Genomic DNA, 18,603 nt, shown 5'->3' with positions numbered 1-18,603 from the left:
TTGATTGGTGGAATCATTGGAGATATTGCCGGATCGCTGCTTGAGGGAGCGCAACTACGAACTTATAACTTAACGGAAGCGAAGATGTTTTGCCAAAAGGCACATCCAACAGATGACTCGATACTTTTGGCAGCTACAGCACATGCAATGCTTGATGATAGCGATGATTTTGAAACCTACTATCGTCTATATGCTGGCACCTTTAACGACTGTAAGTTTGGTCCGTCGTTCACCCACTGGATGACAACCGGGAAGCCGAGTGCTAACAGCTATACTAATGGCCCAGCGGCTCGTGCAGGTGTAATTGGCTACCTAGATAACGAAGACGAGGTATTGCTGATTGCCAAGAAATCAGCAGAGGCAACACACATACATCAAGAAGCCATTGAGGGTGCTCAGGCTATTGCGTGGGTTGTGTGGGCAATGCGTAAACGGATTTCTGTTCAAGAAATAAGCGAAGAGCTATATCAGCGTTGGAGCTATTACGTTGATGCTAGTCACTCACATGATTTAAATAAAATTAGACGCGAAACCATTGGCATTGATTGTAGTGCGGAAAATACGGTTCCATTAGCTATTTTCATAGCGCTTTTCCAAGCGCGTAGTGTCGAAACTTCAATAAGACTTTGCCAATACGTTGGTGGCGATACGGACACACTGGCATGCATGGCTGGATTGATAAAAAGTCAGCAATTTGCACCAAACCCGCAATGGGAACACATGTGCAAACAAATCTTATGGCGTAAAGCTCAGCCTATTTTGCAAGTAGTCGAGCAGTTTGAAATGAGATTTGACGACAGTAAGTCATTGCCATTCTGACGAAAAATTAACAACGATATGGAGAACAAATATGCGCAAATTCATGTGTCGCGTAGGGATAGTTGCATCTTTAACTCTTTCATTAGTCGGCTGTGGGGGCGGTGATGGAGCTGGTTCAGGTGTGGATTCTAGTGGTTCAGGTTCAACTAGCATTAGCTCAAACTCTTATGTTAGTGGTTCTTTCAAGAGTTTGTACGATCCAGCAAACTCGTCTTCTGCAATAGCAAGAAATTTGAATCCAGACAACCAAAATGACCTTGGATATTGTGGCTATGGGGAAGGGCTTTCATCAGATCGATACTACGAATCTGCACGAGTTATTGTCGTGGGTTCTGATTCTTTGCCTGCTGACGATTTTCGTTGGGGTGCAACTTTGGGCGAGTTGGCTCTAGATCGTGGTTTGGCAGCAATGAAGATTAGCCACAACCAGTATATCGATATGAAATCTGGTGTATCAATGGCAGCATCTCAGGGGATCACACAAATGATCGAGAGCATTTATGCCAACACTGGCTTTGTTGCTGAGTACAACATAGCTCATTATCGAAGCATTCTTGAGAATGCGTTGGATGGCAATCCTGTGGCTCATTCTTACGGATCTGAGATTGTTCCAGACTTATCAAGCTTTTCAGGAAAGTTTGCAACTGACACAGACTCTGCACGTCGTACAATTCGTATAGCACTTGCTGCAATGCCAGCTGATGAAGAGCTATCGCTTTATAAGGATCTCTACAATGAGATGGTTAATCAAGGGATTGATGTTGAGAACGACCTTAATTTATTCGGCGCAATCCCAGAGAACATTGATAAAATGGTGGTTTGCCTATCTGCTCAGCGCTCAAATTCAGAATGGGGCATGGGTACGCGACAAGGTTTTGAGGTGGCAGCGAAATCGGCTACTCAGCGCAGCGATGACTTACAAATTGCCACTCACGAGGTAATTCACCATCTGCAAGCAACAATCACAGAGCCAACGACTGGCGGTGCATCTCTAGAACGTTGGTTTAGTGAGGGTCAGGCTATTGTCCTATCAGGCATGAAAGTAAACTCTGGAAATCACAATCGCTCTACCCTTGATGTGATTAACGCACAAGATGGAGCTGATTATTATGCGGCTCATGGGGATAATGAGTACCCAGATTATGGACAGGCTTACAACTGGTTCGTGAGCAAATTCGGTTCAAATACTCAATTTGAGTTCCTCTACAAGCTTCGAGCAAGCCATTCAATGGATTTGGACGGCGGTTACAGTGATGCTTTTATTGCAGAGTTTAACAGTCTTCCAGTTCTTAATTGTGATTACGATTGTAGCTTTGAACTAAGTGATTTTAGAGCTGATTACCCGAATCAAAGTAAATAAAACAGAAGAAATGCCCCTAACTGTGAGGAGGTAGAACAATGATTTTCATTATTTTTATTGGCGTTGCTATGTCTTATTGGCAAGTCGATCTTCTGTTCGATTTCATGCGAACATTCAGTGTTTGCGAACCTTATTTGTCTTACAATGACGAATGGACTGACGGTTTTTATCAGTGCTATGGTTTGGACGCTGATTTCGTCAAGCATGCGAGAAGAAACTTGAAAGATCTTTTCTTTTTTCTTTTTGTTCTACCTTATGCAAGGTTTGCTGCACTAACTTTTATCAAGACCGGAGTTTGATTGCAAAAAGTGCAACGTAGGCAGTTTATTGTTGCAAAAAGTGGTGCAATAATCTATAGCAGTGCTATAATCAAAATATAAGGATTGCAGTTAACTCTCTACTGCAATCGGGCGAGTTTGGTCACTCGCCCTTTCTTTTGTCCGTCGTTCAGTTATGCAGCCTTTCCTTGTTTTGCTATCAAACATTCTAGGATGCTGTTGTCGATCTGGTTGATGCGTCTTTCAAGTTCAACCGGCAACGTAACACTATAAGCTCTATGACGCTTTTTCTTTCCAGAAAGCAGGGGCTTGATATTAAACTCTCTTTTTAGAGCAGAGGTGATTGTACTTAAAGGCTGTGCGGTTGATACTTTTGCCCTTTCAAAAGTGTCATGGAAAACATCTAACGCCTTTCTGCTTTGCACTCCAACTGTTAGCTCTGTCTCAAACAAGAAGTTAAGGAAGTCTTTCGCATCAGCGTTGCTGTATTTAAATTCACCTTCAAACAAGCCGACGGTTTCAAACAACTTCAGAATTATTTGCTGTTGGAATTGTTGGTTGATAGTTAATGAAGACGCCTCCGCAGTAGCAAGCTTGAACTTGTTTATGATGCGCCTGCCAGCGCCATTGTTGTCAAAATCCAGCAGCTCTTGATCTACTTCAGGAGTGCAATAGAAGTCACTTAAAGTGTATTTAAAGAGTTTTAGTTTGCTGTCAGTCGTTGCATGCTCGCCTTGCTGTCGGATGCGTTCAGCTTCAGTGTGAGTGATCATTTCGGCATTTAAAACCTGTGCTTGTCGAGTTTCTTTTTCTGCGGAGCTTCCTTTCTTGCTTGCTGCCGAGCCATTTGCTTGCTCTTCTTTGGTCCCGGTCACAAATTCAATCTCATATCCCAAATGTTCGAGAATGGTCAGGACAGTGAATTCGTAGCTTTCGCGCATGTCTTGCTTGAACTTTGCACGCGAAGCGATTTTTTGGAGATATTCATCGTCCAACATAAGTTCGAGCTGCTCTCTTGTCAGATCTTCGCTAAACTCGTCGTTAATCATGCTAGTGAGAATGGATGTTTCACTTTGAGTTTGCTTGTCTCTGACCTTACTGAAACACAGGTTAACGGTTTGAGCTTTTCTAAAGCGACCTGGAGCTTGGATTAAATCATTTGGTGAAACCGTCCCATGCGCTATTACCGAAACTGTGCTGTAGTCGCCATCAAGAATACTCAGACCGTTTTTAGCAGCAGGATTATAAAAAATAGCTTGAACTGACTGGGCTAGTTCCGTTGGTTTGCTTAGCAACTCAGCTTTGCTTGATTGTGTAAACTCAGCGTCAATCTTCTGATAATCTACAAAGTGCTCTAGCTCTTCATCTTGCTCGTATTTTCGGTGTATTCCAGCAATAGTAAAAATCTCAGCATTAAAAACAGAATTTTCTCGGTTTTTAACATCGCTAAACACAGCTAGTTTTTTACCATTTTCAAGTGTTTCTCGAGATTTTTGTATGCAAACAGTAGGAGGCATGACTCTGACAACTGGTTTTTTAAACGGACTTTTTTGTGAGTAAACATAGATAGTTTTGCCACTCTGTTGGGCCAGTTCATAAAGCCATTCAACGGTGTGGTCATTTAAGAAAGCGTCAAATCCAAATACTGTGTGAGAGCGCATGATTTGTTCTTCTAATGTCTTTAGTAGTTCCTTCTTTTCAGCTAACTTGCTTATGAGATTACTCTGGATTTGGTCGCGTACATCTTCCAGTTCATCAATGAAGAGAGTCTCTGATTTTTTCCGAAAGTAGTAGTAGTCATCGCTTAGTAATTTGAGCACAACGCCGAGGACTGCACGAGCCTCTGCGTCGCTATATGCATATCTGTAGTCTCGTGTGTCTTCCTTATTTAGCTGAGAGTATGTCAGAGAACGTGAGGCATTGATCGAGATGGGGTAGCGCTTGTCATCTTTGGCAGCAGCCATTAGTTTTGCTTGGATTTCTGATTTGCCAGTTCCCGGTTCGCCAACGAACAGATGGATGCCTTTTCGATCTATCAATTGATTTAGATCGGCTTTGTAATCTACTTCGACGAACTTGACTTTATTGTTGTCAGGCGAAATCGACGTTGACGAAATGATGGCTTGTTTCTTAGCTTGAATAGCGGTTTTCAGAGTTTCAATAAAAGCCTCGCCCCCAGTTTTCATGTGCTCGCGAATGATACTTTTAAGAGTGTCTAAGCTATTGCTTACCAGAAATTTTAAGCTGTCGCTGATCGCTCTTTTGGTTTCTTTCTCGACCGATTCTTGTGTTTTAGCCAATGACAAGATGGTTAACGACTTTGTTAGAGGAGATTCGCCAAGGCTGATTCTTGTTTCGCCGAGTTGAATTTTCACTTGTTGTGCACGGGCGACACATGCGTCTTTGTAGAGATTATCTGAGTCAGTAACGATAGTGATTTTTGACTTCTTTGTGCCTTCTGCAATCACGTTAGATATGACTGTCGGAATGAAAGGGGTGATGATTTCTTTTGCTTCAGCAGGAATTGTAGGGTTATCAATACGGCTAATGAATGTGCTCATTTTGTTTGCTCTCTTTCTATGTCTAGCACTGGTCAGCGTGCTTGGAGTACATATATGTAACTCTCGACTTATTATTCTGTCATTTTACATAAAATGAGCTTTAAAAACAAAAAGTTATAGCCAATGCTGGTGTTGATATAAATCAACCAAGAGTCAATGGCATACACCCTAAAGTAGCATTTTTTGTCTTTTACCCAGCCTTTTGGCTGGAAAATAATCCAGATTTATTTGCACCTTTCATGGAGAGGGACACTTTTCTGGGAGGTAGGTTTCTGTATATATAAAAGGATAAGTGCGAAAGTGTACCATTTTCACTGGATGGTTTTCTCGCGAAGCGAGGTGAAAATCAAAGGACAAAGAACCATGGTTGTTCAAGAGTAAGGGCTTGGTCAAGGTGTGTCTGGTTTTGTTCTATTGGCTTCCATTTTCCTTTAAATTTCTAGAGAAGTGAAATGTACAAATCGAAATCAATAGGTTATAAAAATTACCTAATGGTGTGATTTTAACAGCTCAATATAAATCTATGTCGATTTTACTATATGAAATGGTTGAACTTTATTTCGTTAAGGTAGTTGGCATGATGCTTGATGTCTAGGGATGACAGTAAATTGGATCATAGGAAGAAACATGGCGTTATTGAGATATGCAAACTTAGGGATTCATCGGCCAGACATTCTGCTTGGTAAAGCGGTGAGTGGTCTAGGAGAGTTTTATAAGTACCTAGATACCACTCGAAAATACCTAGAAAGTACTAATGCTGTTAAAGCTATAGCTTGGGAAAAGCTGGATGATGCTCAAAATGGAGTATGGATACAATTAGTTGAGCCTGCTGATAACTGCGGTGATTTCGAAAAAAACTTAAAGCTCTTTTTAGATGAGAGTACTGATACTGTATACGAAGCCAGCCCTGCAAGATGGAAAGCTGTAGGTAGTGCGGCTAGGGAATGCCCAAACTGTAGAAGTCACGGTAAGCCTAAAATGGCTTATACGACTGAGGAGCACGCGGAAGAAATTGCTAGTGAATTAGGTAGTGGGTTGTCGTCGTATGAGTGCCCGGACGGCTATGGTTGGCATTTGACTGGGAAATCGCCAGGCAATGTGGGATTTAATAAATCCAACGCAATTTCAGTCCTGGACAGAAATGTAGAAAATGACTGCTTACTAGTGGATCGCTTGCCTAAACACGACTATTTGGTGATTCGTCCAAATACATACCAGATAAAGTGTCAGATTAATGCATTGCAAAGTTTACAAGACACTCCTTCTATTCATCATCTCCCTCTATTAAGGCTGTTTGAAGGTAAAGAACATGCTAAATGGCCCAGCGTTCCTTATGACGAACACATATTTAGCGATGAGTATTACGTTCTTACGGATGATACAAGAGAGGGAACACCTCAGCAGCGTGAATTTGTAAATATTGCACTCAATACGCCAGATTTTGCTTTCCTAGAGGGTCCTCCAGGATCGGGCAAAACAACAGCAATTTGCGAACTGATCCTTCAACTTATAAAGCGAGGTAAACGGATCTTACTTTGTGCATCAACTCATGTTGCTGTTGATAATGTTCTTGAGCGACTGATGTCTGATGAAAACATGTATCGCGATATGGTTTTACCAGTACGGATAGGAGATAAATCCAGTGTCTCTCAAAAGACAAAACCATGGCAATTGGAGGAGTTTGTTAAAACTGAGCGAACGAGATTGCTAAAACATCTTCAGCATCAACCAAATATCTCAAACAGCCAGAAGCTACTCAAAAACAAAGTGAACGAAGGAAAACATATTGTTGAACGTCTAGTTCTTGAGGCTGCAAATCTAGTTTGCGGGACAACAATTGGTCTACTTCAGCACCCTGACATCAAAAACAAGCAATCAACATCACCGCTTTTCGATGTGATGATTATTGATGAAGCTTCAAAAACGACTTTTCAAGAGTTTTTGGTGCCAGCTGTACTTGCCAAGCGTTGGATTATGGTGGGTGATCCAAAACAGCTTTCACCTTATGTCGATGACGAGGCTACAGAAGTAAACTTGCAACCATGCTTACCGGATAGGTATCAAAGAGAAGCGTGCGCTGATGTTTTCTCTGCTCAACAAATTAATAGTCAGAAGCGAGAAGTCTCCTTAGTTTGCACTGACGATAGCAATTCTATTGATTTTTATCATCGGCAAGCAGAGGCCAAAAATGTATTGGTTGCATCATCGAAAGAGCAGCAAATAGATCTCCCTTACGCATCTATCGTTATTGGTTCGCAAGCGTTCATTGCTCAGAATGTAAATCATCTGCCCTTAGATTTGACGATGATAAGGGGACTGCCGACTTTACCTAAGCAGTTAGAAATGCGAGTGGCAGCCCATTCGAGATTAACTCGCAAGAAAATCAAAACAGAAACTGATAGCTGGGAATCTCATTTAGCTTGGCGATTGGCGCGTATGTATGAACAGCGCCTAAATTCGGAATCTACCGGAAGTTCTAAAACTACGAACAAGTTAAAGGAGGATATCAAAGCGCTACTACCATTTGACTCAGAAAAAGATACGTTCACAGCAATAGACCGGGTGCGTAGGATCGCATTACCTTCCATCCTTGAATCTCTGCAAGTTGGATTTGAGCGTACAGAGTATCAAAAGAAAGGGACTGCATTGTCTGATGGGCTTCCTATCAGTGTTTTGAATCAACGACAAATACGGCTTAGTTACCAGCATCGAATGCATCCAGATATCGCCGAGTTTTCCCGAGTACACATATACCATGAAAAAGCCTTGCATAGCCCAGATGGGCAGACTGAAAAGCGCAACTGGGGTTACAGAAACGGCTCACATCGCTGTATATGGCACGATGTTAAAGGTCGAAAAGGCAAAGAAGGTGAAATCACCGCTGAAGTAGAGGAAATATTAAAAGAATTAAGTCGCTTTGATTCTTGGGCAAAATCAAACCCAAATATTGAGAAAAACCAACAAAAGACTTGGGAAGTTGCTGTTCTGGCTTTCTATCGGGCGCAAGAGCGAGCTATACGTCGAGCTTTACGAAAGTGGACGGGAAATCATCACGGAGTAAGGCATTTCTATCGAGGTGATAAAACATCGCCGTATATTGATATTCAGATATGTACCGTAGATCGTTTTCAGGGACATGAGGCTGACTTTGTCATGCTTAGTTTCGCAAATAATCATCCCACGAGTTTTCTCGAAAGCCCAAATCGCTTGAATGTAGCACTTACCAGAGCCAAGCATCAGCTCATTGTGTACGGAAACCGCTCTGCAATGCAAAAGGCATCGGGTGTGTTAGGTACTTTTGCGAGTAATTCTTACTGGTCTACATCAATCGAGACTGAATCACAGGGGGCGCTATGAGCCAGGACATCATATTAAAACGGGAAATAAAAACAGAAACGTGGCTCATTCAGGGTGAAATAGCACTGGCAGATAGTCGCCCAGAAATCAACTGCGTGCTGCAATTCCTCCACGATTATCCGAATGCGAATTCTACCGAATGCTCTGAACACTTATTTGGAGACAAATTTGGGCGTAGTGTCGTCGCTGAAAGGTTACTTAATCTTTGTCGATTATATGGACTAGCAGAATCACTTCGAGGCAAATATACATTGACTGAAACTGGAAAAACGGCACTAAACAGAGACCATGTTTTAGTTCCGACTGATGGATGTTGGAAGTTATGTATTTGCGATGAGCCTTTATTGCCTCATCCACTTTTGACAATTGAGGCGCATAAGGAACCAAGTGCAGCGTCAATCGGCCTTGGGAAGAACCGTCATAGCTAAAAAGCGCGAGCTGATAAAATGTTGAAGATACCTCAATCCGTTAAGGAACTCGTTGGTTTGCAAGAACAACCAATAGGTGGGGGAGCGGAAGTGCGCGTGGACAAAATTGAACTTAAAGGTGAGCGCATCTCACCTCAAGGAAAACCGTATCACATCGAGTGGAATGTGACTGATGGCAATATCGATGTAAAGCGTGGAAAGGATCTTATATTTTCACGTCGGGTTGAATCAATCAGCCGCCATCAAGTTTTGAAAGTACTTCTACATAGTGAGGGCTTGCTTGAACAATGGGATGAACAAACGGAAATCTTGTCTGTAGCTTTTGAAAAGACAACTGAATCTGAGCGAATCAATATGAAACGCTCGGTAAGCGTAAAAAGCCCCTCTGTTCCCAAGTTGGGCTCGTTCGATGCTATGAAGTTACCCAATCTATCGATATCAGCATTTACTGAGTCGGATGCTATAAAGTGGGCAGAATGGAGATTAGATAAAAATATCAATACGTACGCCACCAATAACAAGTACCAAGTTTGGAGAGAAAAAGCACTCGAACCTTTTAAAGGTTGGGATTTCACACTACCTGATAGGGCTGAACTGGCAAATCAGTTTTGGATTGAAGAAGACCAGCAAGATCAGCATACCTGGCATGTGATTGCTGCCCATGACTGGAACCTATAAGGAATAATAGTGATGAATCTAATTGAAAAGTTTACTAAAACAGAAACCAAGATTGTTGATCAATCAAATACCAAGTTGCCCCCTGTGCTTTTACCTGTTGTACCAAAACAGGTATCTGATTGGCAGCCTATTAACAGCTCTTTGTTCTGCAATGAACTGCAATCAAGGGTTGTCGAATTAATCGATAATGCTGAGCACTCGGTTATTCTTAGTACGTTTTTGCTTGCTGATGAGAATGTCGAATCGGCGGTCCTAAAAGCTGCTAAGCGAAAAGTTCGTGTGTACATACTATTGGCATGTGAGACTCGTCTTGATGGTGATGTGCCTGATGATGACTTTGGTAAAAAGTGTCTTGTGCAGCATAAGGAAATGTTAAACAAATTGTCTGGACATGTTCACTTTGCATCTGCGCCACATTTCCATGCAAAAGCTGTTGTCATAGACGCATTACATGAAACCGGTAATGCGAAAGGGTTACTATTAACGGCAAACCTTACAGAAGAAGCACTTAAACGTAATGAAGAGTTAGGGGTCTCGCTTTCACAGTATCAAATAGATGAGCTCGTGAAAGTGTTCCGTTGGGCAATCTTCGAGAGTGCGGAGCACCACATGACAAACCGTGGTGAATTCTCAGCATACAAGTCGCCGGGAAACGTCGAGTACCCAAGAAAATTGACTGAAATACTAGTCACGTCTAGTGAGGACGCTCAAATTAGGGAACACGCATTAGCGTTGATTAATAAAGCGGATAAAGAACTCATCATATCAAGTTTTGGATGGCATGAGGATCATAAGCTTGTAAAGGCAATATGTGAACGTGCGAAGTCGGGGGTAAAAGTCACCGTTCTATCCCGCCAAAGACCCGCAGCCATGCCAGCGCTATTGGCTATGAAACAGGCGGGTGCATCAGTGATGTGTTTTAAATGGCTGCATGCGAAAGCGATTGTAGTAGATGGAATGCATGGCATGGTGATGTCAGCCAATTTTCAAACGCATGGCATGGATCAAGGCTTTGAGTTAGGTGTGAAAGTCACTGGTACTCAGGTAACAGAACTGATGAACTGCTTAGATGTGTTTTTAACTAATAGCCACAATGTATTAAACACAGATATGAGTCTAGGGATGATTTCTGGTGGTTTTGAAGCTTGGGAAAATAATGTATTCAAGAAGTATTCAGTTAGCGAAGTAAAGGTTGTTGAGTTATCGCCTATAAAAGCAGGTTGTTTGTCTGATATGGATAAACAACCCCAAATACCCAATGCAAACTGGCGGGAAAATACCTCTCACAAGATTGAGTATAAATGGCGTATAGAGCCGCCTGTTATCACTAACACCAGTCCAGAGTATTTTAGACCTTCAACAGCGAAGGATAAAGCTTCTAAAAAGCAGGATACAGGGGCGTCTAGAAAAAGTTATGAGCCAAAGGTTATTCGTCTGACAAAAAAACAGTTAGCTATTACAGTTCGCCAAGAGCCCGAACTTGCCATGGCAAAAAGGCTGAAGCAAAGTGAGTTGCCAAATGCCCGAATCGTATTGGAGGTGTAACTGTGGATATAAATAACACTCTGCTTTGTTGGCACTCCCAAAGAGCTGGGATTGAGGTATTAGATGAAGCGTTAAAGCGGCTTAAGAACCGTAAAGTTTCTATTGGCAAAGTAATAGTACTAACTCAGTCAGCAGATGATAATGCTCTATATAAGCAGCATGAATTTGGCGATATACAGCTCAGCTTTCGAACTTTAGGTCTTGAGAACCCAGCTAATCACAACGAAATTTATCACGCAATAGAATCTGAGGTTATTCCAGAGCTAAATCTTGAACAACATCTTCATATCAATGTTTCGCCGGGAACACCGGCGATGCATGCGGTTTGGTTGATTCTTCATGCTCGGGGGCGTTTTCCACAGGGAACAGTTCTCTGGTCATCACAATATAACCCCGATACCAAAAGAACTAGCATTGCTAAAGTTGACTTCAGCGTAAACACATATCTTGCAGAGATCTCAGCTATTTCAAGTTCAGAGGGCGGTTACGCCCTTTATGATTTAGACCCTAAATCAAAAGCAAGGCAGGATGCATTGCAAACGTTAAAGCAGTTCTCTTCGGTTCCTAAAGCTCCTTTACTTGTATTAGGTGAGCGTGGCACTGGGAAAACGAGGTTGATTGAAACCGTTGTCAGCAAAGTGAAGCAAAAGTCCGTGGTTACCCTAGCGTGTGGTGGATTAGATTCTCACGTAGTAGATAGTATGTTGTTTGGCCACGTAAAAGGTGCATTCACTGGGGCTGAAAAGGATCGCAAGGGGCTTTTGAAAGAAGCAAATGGCAAAATATTGTTCTTGGACGAGATCCAAGACTTACCAAATTCAGTTCAACGAAAGCTGGTTAGAGTGCTTCAAGATAACCACCACAGTTTTCGCCCCGTTGGAAGCGACACTGAGGAAACATCTGACTTTGAGCTAGTTTGTGCGAGTAACAAATCGCTTAAGCAATTGGCTACTGTGCTCGATGCTGATTTTTTTGATCGTGTATCTATGCTTACTGTAGCCATTCCTCCACTTCGAGTATGCAGAGAAGATCTTTCAGCTGATTGGCAAAGAATCTGGCAGGAAGTCAATACTAACCCTAATCTACCTACGGCTGCTCCAGTTTCAGATGAATTAATCCGGTTTTTTAACTCTTCACATTTGCCAGGTAACTTGCGTGACCTAAAAAAGCTGGCATATATGACGTGTGCGTTTTTAAGTGCCCAAGATACAGAGTCGGCAATCTCAAGTTCATTGGCTTCGCTAGTCGAACAGGTTATCCAAGATGATAGTTCAGAAACAAGATTCACCTTTGGTGACCTATCAGGTACAACTAAGGATGAGCTAACCAAAGCGTTTCATAAGGAATTTGCAGTCGCAGCCAAAAAGCAGTTTGGGACATGGATTAAAGCTGCTGAATCATTAAAGGTGGATCAAAAAACGCTACAAAAATATATGAGAGGTAATTAAATTCATTGTTTACTTGTCGATGTATTGCAGGTACTGGGTGGGTGCTAAAAGGGAGGAAATACATCCAATCTTTCCCAATATTGCAACTGGCTGAAGTGTCGTTCTAAATTTGGCCTGGCTTTCGCCAGCAGGTTAGCCAGTTTTATGATGTGAGAGGGGGGGGCTGAGCATGTGATTACGGCGTTGGTTGTTGTTTTACATTCACGTGTACAGTAAGTTTGAGCGTCGTACTGATCCCTTTTGTGATGATGCATATAACTGGGCTGCTTTCTCGCGAAGCGAGGACAACATCAAAAAATGAAGTCAAAGTAAAAAATCAGGTGTTTTTCTTATCACATCATCTAATCATTTTGATTGCTCCATGCTTGCTTTTAGAGTACATTTGCCGTCAGATATTCTCAACAGAAGTTTCTGATGAAAAAACTCGACCAATTACCTCATGCTCAAAGAGAACGCTTGGCGTTTATCGATTTTAGTTTGAGCTACTTTGGTGAGATTGCTAGAGCCGATCTCATCGCTAAATTCCAAACAGGTTTAGCTGCTGCAACTCGTGACTTCGCCACTTATAAAGAGTTTGCTCCTTGCAACCTAGAGCTAATTCATCAATCAAAGTCTTATCATCGTACAGACCAATTTGTGCCTCTGTTTGACCACGACCCAGATACCGTATTAGTGAGTCTTGCTAGAGGTTTTGGTGATGGATTGGCGAGTCAACTGGAAAACAGCCAAGTTTGTATTCAGCCTCAACAGTTGAACAAACCTTCGACTGATATCCTGTCGGCAGTTATGCGTGCCATACACCAAAAAATGGCTCTCAAGATTAAGTACGTTTCCCTTAGTTCTGGTAACTCAACTAGAACAATTGTGCCTCATAGCCTTGCGAATAACGGCAGTCGTTGGCATGTTCGTGCTTATGATCGTTCGACAAGTTCTTTTCGTGATTTTGTTCTTACTCGCATAAAATCCGCGAGCCTTGCTCCGAATGAAATCGATAGTGTCAAAGAATCGATTTCAGCAGACAAGCAGTGGAACCGCATTGTTGATTTAACCTTTGTTCCTCATCCAACGGCAAAACACCCTGAAGCGATAGAACTTGATTACGGTATGGTTCATGGCAAGCTTCAAGTTGAATGCCGTGCTGCGCTGGCTGGATATTTACTAAACCAATGGAATGTCGATTGCTCAAGTACTTATCAATTAAATCCACAGCAATACCATTTAGCACTAGAAGAAAATGCAGTTATTTATGGTGTTGAGACCGCCAGTTTAGCCCCTGGTTACGAAGGTAATAACAATGAATAATAAAGCTTACCTGAGAGCTCTGGGTTTTAAGTTCGGTAATAGTGGTGCCCATACATCTCGCAGTATGATGATCGAAGAGCTAAAGGTCTTATTATTTGGACGTCCTGAAAACGCAACCTTAGAAGACTACAGAGAAGATATTGAAGTATTCAACGTTCTTCAAAAACCAAGTGAAAATGCACGTAAATACAGTTTCCAACCTCTGGCTTCAATGTATGGTTTATCACCTGATATCTTCCTCTTTAAAGTCCTTCGAGACTGGTGGGAGCAGCATGAAGGATCTCAATCTATTCTAGCGTTGCAACTTGCTGTAGCCAGAGATCCATTGTTGCGTAGTTCTGCTGAAGTGATTTTAAACTTAGAACCTGGTCAACATTTGTCTAGAGAGACAATGGAGACCTTTCTATCCAAAGATGACCCTGAGCGTTTCAGTGCGGCATCCCTAAAATCTTTCGCACAAAACATTAATGGAACCTGGACTCAAGCAGGATACCTATCAGGTAGAGCAAAGAAGTATCGGGAAATCCCAGAAGTGAGCTATGTGAATGTCTCATACGCTCTATTTCTAGCCCACTGCCATGGGCTAAGCGGGCAACGTTTATTCGATAGTTTTTGGTGTCGTATGTTGGCTCAAGATAAAGAACGATTGTTTGAACTAGCACATAGAGCATCGCTAAGAGGAATGATTAACTTCAAGCAGGCAAGTGAAGTCGTTGAAGTAACTTTCCCTGGCCTAGTCATGCCTGAATTAAACGAATCTGAGGACAAATGATGTCAGATCGATTATCCAAGCTACTAACAAGCTTTGAAAAACACATTAGTATTCCATGGCCAGTGGCGGTTTCTGCTGATGAGCGAACCATCTTTCTGGTCTACCACAAAGAAGATGAGCTAAAACTTCGTGCGCGTGTCGAAGAGTTTGAACAAGCATGTGTTAAGCATAGCCACCCTTGGCAACTTCTAGATTTGACTCATAGTTTCGAAAACTGGATGTCGGATCAAGATTACAAAGAAACCTACTTTGAAGATCCTGAGTATCTTAAAGGATTGTACGATGACTTCGCCGATGAACTAGTCGAAGAACTGACCAATAAAGTCGAGTCAAATCAAACAGAAGATGGAGTCATTGCTCTTCTTGGCTGCGGCACTCTATTTGGATTCGCATCTGTGTCTGGGGTCGTCGAATCTTTAGCTGAAAAGGTGACAGGGCGTTTAGTCGTCTTCTTCCCTGGTGAAGTACAAAACAACAACTATCAATTATTAGATGCGAAAGACGGTTGGGGATATCACGCAACCGCCATTTCAGCAACGTCATAAGGGCTTTATTCAATGTTAAACCGCGAAATTTTTGTAAACGATCCTGTTAGCAGCCGCTTGGCTAACAACGGAGTTGCTCAAGTAAAGGATGACCTGTCTAAAGGTGCGCTAGATACGCTTGAATATGAGTTGCGTACATTTGTTTGTGATGGTGCATATGCCAAAGGCATGGACAGCATTCTGAGCAACTATTTGTCAGCGTTTAAGACAAACAATGAGCAACCAGGCGTATGGATCAGTGGCTTCTTTGGTTCAGGTAAATCTCACCTTGCTAAAATGTTGCGTACACTCTGGACAAACCAAACGCTAAATAACGGCTCTGATGCCCGCTCAACCGCAGACTTACCAGAGCACATTGCGAAGCATTTTGATGAGTTATCATCCATTGCCGCAGGTAACGGTGGCCTTTATGCAGCTTCAGGTACTTTAGGTGCAGGTGCTGGCGATAAAGTTCGCATGGCGTTTCTTGGTATCATTTTTAAATCCGCTGGTTTACCAGAGCAATATCACCTAGCACGTTTTGTCATGTGGCTAAAATCGGAAGGCGTTTTTGAACAAGTTAAGTCATTTGTTGAAGCTAAGGCAAAAGTGAAAGAGGGTGTAGACCCTTGGACGAAAGAGCTTAAAAACTTACACGTATCTCCAATCATGCATGATGCGGTTTTACAAGCGATTCCAGGAATCGGCGCAGATATGAAAGAAGTGCGCGAGATGCTACGCGCTCAATATAAAATCATTGATGATGTTACCAACGATGAGATGGTCTCTGCGATTGTTGATGCCATTTCTAATGACGGCGAATTACCACTTACTCTAGTTGTTCTGGATGAAGTCCAGCAGTACATCGGTGACAATGTTCAAAAAGCGTTTGATGTACAAGAAGTAGTAGAGACCTGTAGTGGCGCTAGTGCGCTTAAGTCAAAGTTATTGTTTGTTGCGACGGGGCAAAGTGCCTTGTCTGGTATGGCAAATTTAATGAGATTAATGGGTCGTTTCCAAGTTCCAGTGCAGTTGGAAGACACAGATGTAGATGCAGTTATCCGTAAAGTTATCCTACAAAAGAAATCGTCAGCAGAAAATGCTGTTAAAACGGTTGTCGATGATAACTTAGGAGAAATTTCTCGTCACCTACGTGGCAGCACCATTGAGCACAATAAAGATGATGAAAAGTGGATGGTGCCAGACTATCCACTACTACCTGTCCGCCGCCGTTTCTGGGAACGAATCTTACCAGCGCTAGATAAAACAGGCACAGGTTCGCAACTCCGTAACCAACTCCGTGTTGTGCATGAAGCGTTAAAGACAACAGCAGATAAAGAGTTAGGTTATGTCGTACCTGCTGACTTTCTTTATGATCAGATTTCAACAAACTTGCTGCAAACAGGTGTGATCTCTAAGGAGATTTACGAAACCATCAGTCGTAAGCGTGGTGGTGATGAAGATTCGCAACTGCAAGGTCGTTTATTATCTCTGATTTTACTGATTAGCAAGCTACCAGCAGAGATGGAGTACGGCATTTATGCAACAGTAGATACGCTATCTGATTTGCTACTAGAGGATCTGCAAAACGACAAACACAAGCTTCGCCCGCTTGTGCCTAAAATGCTGCAACAGCTTGAAGATGAGCACCTAATTATGTCCCGCGAGACAGCACAGGGGCGCGAGTTCAGTTTACAGACGGTAGAAAGCCAAGCTTGGTATGACGAGTTCCGTCGCCAAGAAAACGATCTTATGGGTAACCCTCAGACATTAGAGGCGTACCGTTCGAAAGAAATCCAACGTTATATTACAAAGCAAGTAGCTCAAGCTCGAATCACCCAAGGTGAGGTAGCAGAGCCACGAGTGATCAACGTGTCATTTGATTCAGAGTTGCCAAATGAAGCAACAAAACGCATTTATGCTTGGGCACCAGAGCAAACCGAGAAGCAATTTAATGACCTTTCTCGTGGCGCAGATCCAGATGGTGCAACCATCTTTGTTTATGTACCAACGATCCACCGTAGTGAGCTTAAGAATGCCATTGTTGCGCTTAAAGCGGCAGAAAACACGTTAGAGGTTCGTGGTCGAGCAACAACAGAAGCGGGTAAAGACGCCTTACAGGCAATGGAAACTCGTTTGAGTGAAGCTGAGCGTGCCAAGAAAGGCTATTTGAGCGATATCTTTTCACAGATACAAGTGCGTTTAGCTGGTGGTCAAGAAGTTGAAGGCGAGACACTTGCAGAACAAATTCAAAATGCAGGTGCTTTAGCGTGTCAGCGCCTTTACAACAAATTCAAAATGGCAGATAGCCGTGGCTGGGCAAAAGTGTACAGTCAAGCTAGCCAACTTGCCGATCCAAATGCGCTTGAAGCGGTAGGCTTCAACGGAGAAGCAAATCAACAACCAGTGTGTGCTGAGATTTACCGTTTCATTGGCGCAATGAAAACAGGTAAAGACATTCGAGACAACTTCAATGATGCGCCATACGGTTGGGGTAAAGATGTCGTAGATGGTGCGTTGTATGCAATGTTAGCGGCAGGCGTGCTACGAGCGTCTGATGTGCAAGAGCGTGCGATTGATGCCAAAAGTCTAGATCGTAGCTCAGTGACGCAAACTAAGTTCCGACCAGAAAACGTAACGCTATCTAAAGTTCAGCTTATTAAAGTCCGTGGTGTGGTTTCTACCTTGCTTGAAGAAGCCTGCAACACAGGTGAAGAGGCAACGAAGCTACCTTTTTCGATTATTAATGCAAAAAATGTGGCTCGCAGTGCGGGTGGTGATGCGCCACTCCCTATGGCACCAAGTACCGCTTTACTATCAGATCTTGAAATATACTCAGGTAATGACCAACTGCAAAAAGCATTTGATAATAAAGACCAATTGATTAGTGACTTCCAGCAGTGGAAAGATCAAGCGCATAAAGCTGAACTTCGTATGAAGCTATGGAAGAAGCTAACGCAAGCGATGGAGTACTGTTACCCACTTGCGATATTCAAAGAGCTGCAACAAGAACAACAGGCAATCGTAACTAACCGAAGCTTGCTATCTGAACCTTGCCCAGTTAAACCGTTGCTAGACAAAGCGACCAATGAACTTCGCACCGCGCTAACTGCACATCGTGAGCGCTATGAAGAAGAGCATCGCGCTTGTATGTCTGACTTATTAGCAGATGAAAACTGGCAAAAGCTTGATGAAGCAAAACGTAATGAATTTTTGAAGAAGCGCAGCTTAGACGTTATTCCAGCAATTAATATTGCTGACGAGAACTCGGTATTCAACTCGCTAGATGAAACCAGTTTTGATCGATGGAATGACAAAGTTGCCTTGCTTCCTGGCATCTTCGATGCGGTATTAAAAGATGCGATCAGTGAACTTCAACCTAAAACGAAGTACTACAAGCTCAATAAACCATTGCTAGAAACGGAAGATGACTTACAGAAGTGGCTAGCTGAAATAGAGCGAGAGCTACGTTCAGAGTTAGAAAACGGGCCAGTTGTACCACAGTAATATCACTTTGTTTTTAGAAACCAC

The 18,603-nt window shown here is 42.6% G+C and carries 13 protein-coding genes; 12 read left to right on the top strand and 1 reads right to left on the bottom strand.

Annotated elements, in window-relative coordinates:
- Genes AAFM34_RS03855 through AAFM34_RS03845 form a run of 3 tightly spaced genes read left to right on the top strand, consistent with a single transcriptional unit; the run spans window position 1 to window position 2,478 of the window.
- Complete coding sequence (locus AAFM34_RS03855) at window positions 1–819, top strand: ADP-ribosylglycohydrolase family protein (protein ID WP_341660149.1); 819 nt, start codon at window positions 1–3, stop codon at window positions 817–819.
- Between the two features lie 31 nt (window positions 820–850).
- A complete protein-coding gene (locus tag AAFM34_RS03850) occupies window positions 851–2,179 on the top strand; it encodes a hypothetical protein (RefSeq protein ID WP_341660147.1) in 1,329 nt (442 codons plus the stop codon).
- A gap of 38 nt (window positions 2,180–2,217) precedes the next feature.
- Window positions 2,218–2,478: a hypothetical protein gene (locus tag AAFM34_RS03845; protein ID WP_341660145.1), complete on the top strand. Its 261-nt coding sequence runs from the start codon at window positions 2,218–2,220 to the stop codon at window positions 2,476–2,478.
- Between the two features lie 152 nt (window positions 2,479–2,630).
- Here AAFM34_RS03845 and AAFM34_RS03840 read toward each other — a convergent pair whose 3' ends face one another.
- Complete coding sequence (locus AAFM34_RS03840; protein ID WP_341660143.1) at window positions 2,631–5,018, bottom strand: AAA family ATPase; 2,388 nt, start codon at window positions 5,016–5,018, stop codon at window positions 2,631–2,633.
- A 627-nt stretch (window positions 5,019–5,645) separates the two neighbouring features.
- Between AAFM34_RS03840 and AAFM34_RS03835 the strand changes: the two genes are divergently transcribed.
- From AAFM34_RS03835 to brxC, 9 genes are all read left to right on the top strand, one after another.
- Window positions 5,646–8,375, top strand: a complete 2,730-nt coding sequence (locus AAFM34_RS03835; protein ID WP_341660141.1) for a DEAD/DEAH box helicase — start codon at window positions 5,646–5,648, stop codon at window positions 8,373–8,375.
- Complete coding sequence (locus AAFM34_RS03830; RefSeq protein ID WP_341660140.1) at window positions 8,372–8,803, top strand: hypothetical protein; 432 nt, start codon at window positions 8,372–8,374, stop codon at window positions 8,801–8,803. Before AAFM34_RS03835 ends, AAFM34_RS03830 begins: the two co-directional genes overlap by 4 nt.
- A gap of 18 nt (window positions 8,804–8,821) precedes the next feature.
- On the top strand, window positions 8,822–9,481 hold the full coding sequence (locus tag AAFM34_RS03825; RefSeq protein ID WP_341660138.1) for a hypothetical protein: 660 nt from the start codon (window positions 8,822–8,824) through the stop codon (window positions 9,479–9,481).
- 12 nt (window positions 9,482–9,493) lie between these two features.
- Complete coding sequence (locus AAFM34_RS03820) at window positions 9,494–11,026, top strand: phosphatidylserine/phosphatidylglycerophosphate/cardiolipin synthase family protein (RefSeq protein WP_236110290.1); 1,533 nt, start codon at window positions 9,494–9,496, stop codon at window positions 11,024–11,026.
- Between the two features lie 2 nt (window positions 11,027–11,028).
- Entirely contained in the window at window positions 11,029–12,474 is a 1,446-nt protein-coding gene (locus AAFM34_RS03815) for a sigma 54-interacting transcriptional regulator (protein ID WP_236110291.1), read from the top strand.
- 414 nt (window positions 12,475–12,888) lie between these two features.
- A complete protein-coding gene (locus AAFM34_RS03810) occupies window positions 12,889–13,776 on the top strand; it encodes a YafY family protein (protein WP_236110292.1) in 888 nt (295 codons plus the stop codon).
- On the top strand, window positions 13,769–14,548 hold the full coding sequence (locus AAFM34_RS03805; RefSeq protein ID WP_341660133.1) for a hypothetical protein: 780 nt from the start codon (window positions 13,769–13,771) through the stop codon (window positions 14,546–14,548). Before AAFM34_RS03810 ends, AAFM34_RS03805 begins: the two co-directional genes overlap by 8 nt.
- Complete coding sequence (locus tag AAFM34_RS03800; protein ID WP_341660131.1) at window positions 14,545–15,093, top strand: BREX protein BrxB domain-containing protein; 549 nt, start codon at window positions 14,545–14,547, stop codon at window positions 15,091–15,093. Before AAFM34_RS03805 ends, AAFM34_RS03800 begins: the two co-directional genes overlap by 4 nt.
- Window positions 15,094–15,105: 12 nt before the next feature.
- The gene (gene brxC / locus AAFM34_RS03795) at window positions 15,106–18,579 is read left to right on the top strand and encodes a BREX system P-loop protein BrxC (protein WP_341660129.1); all 3,474 of its coding nucleotides are present in this window, start codon (window positions 15,106–15,108) and stop codon (window positions 18,577–18,579) included.
- Window positions 18,580–18,603 lie beyond the last annotated feature (24 nt).

Origin of the sequence: Vibrio sp. (assembly GCF_038138445.1) — a bacterium.
Classification (GTDB): Bacteria; Pseudomonadota; Gammaproteobacteria; order Enterobacterales; family Vibrionaceae; genus Vibrio.
This window is presented reverse-complemented; position numbering and strand designations above follow the sequence as displayed.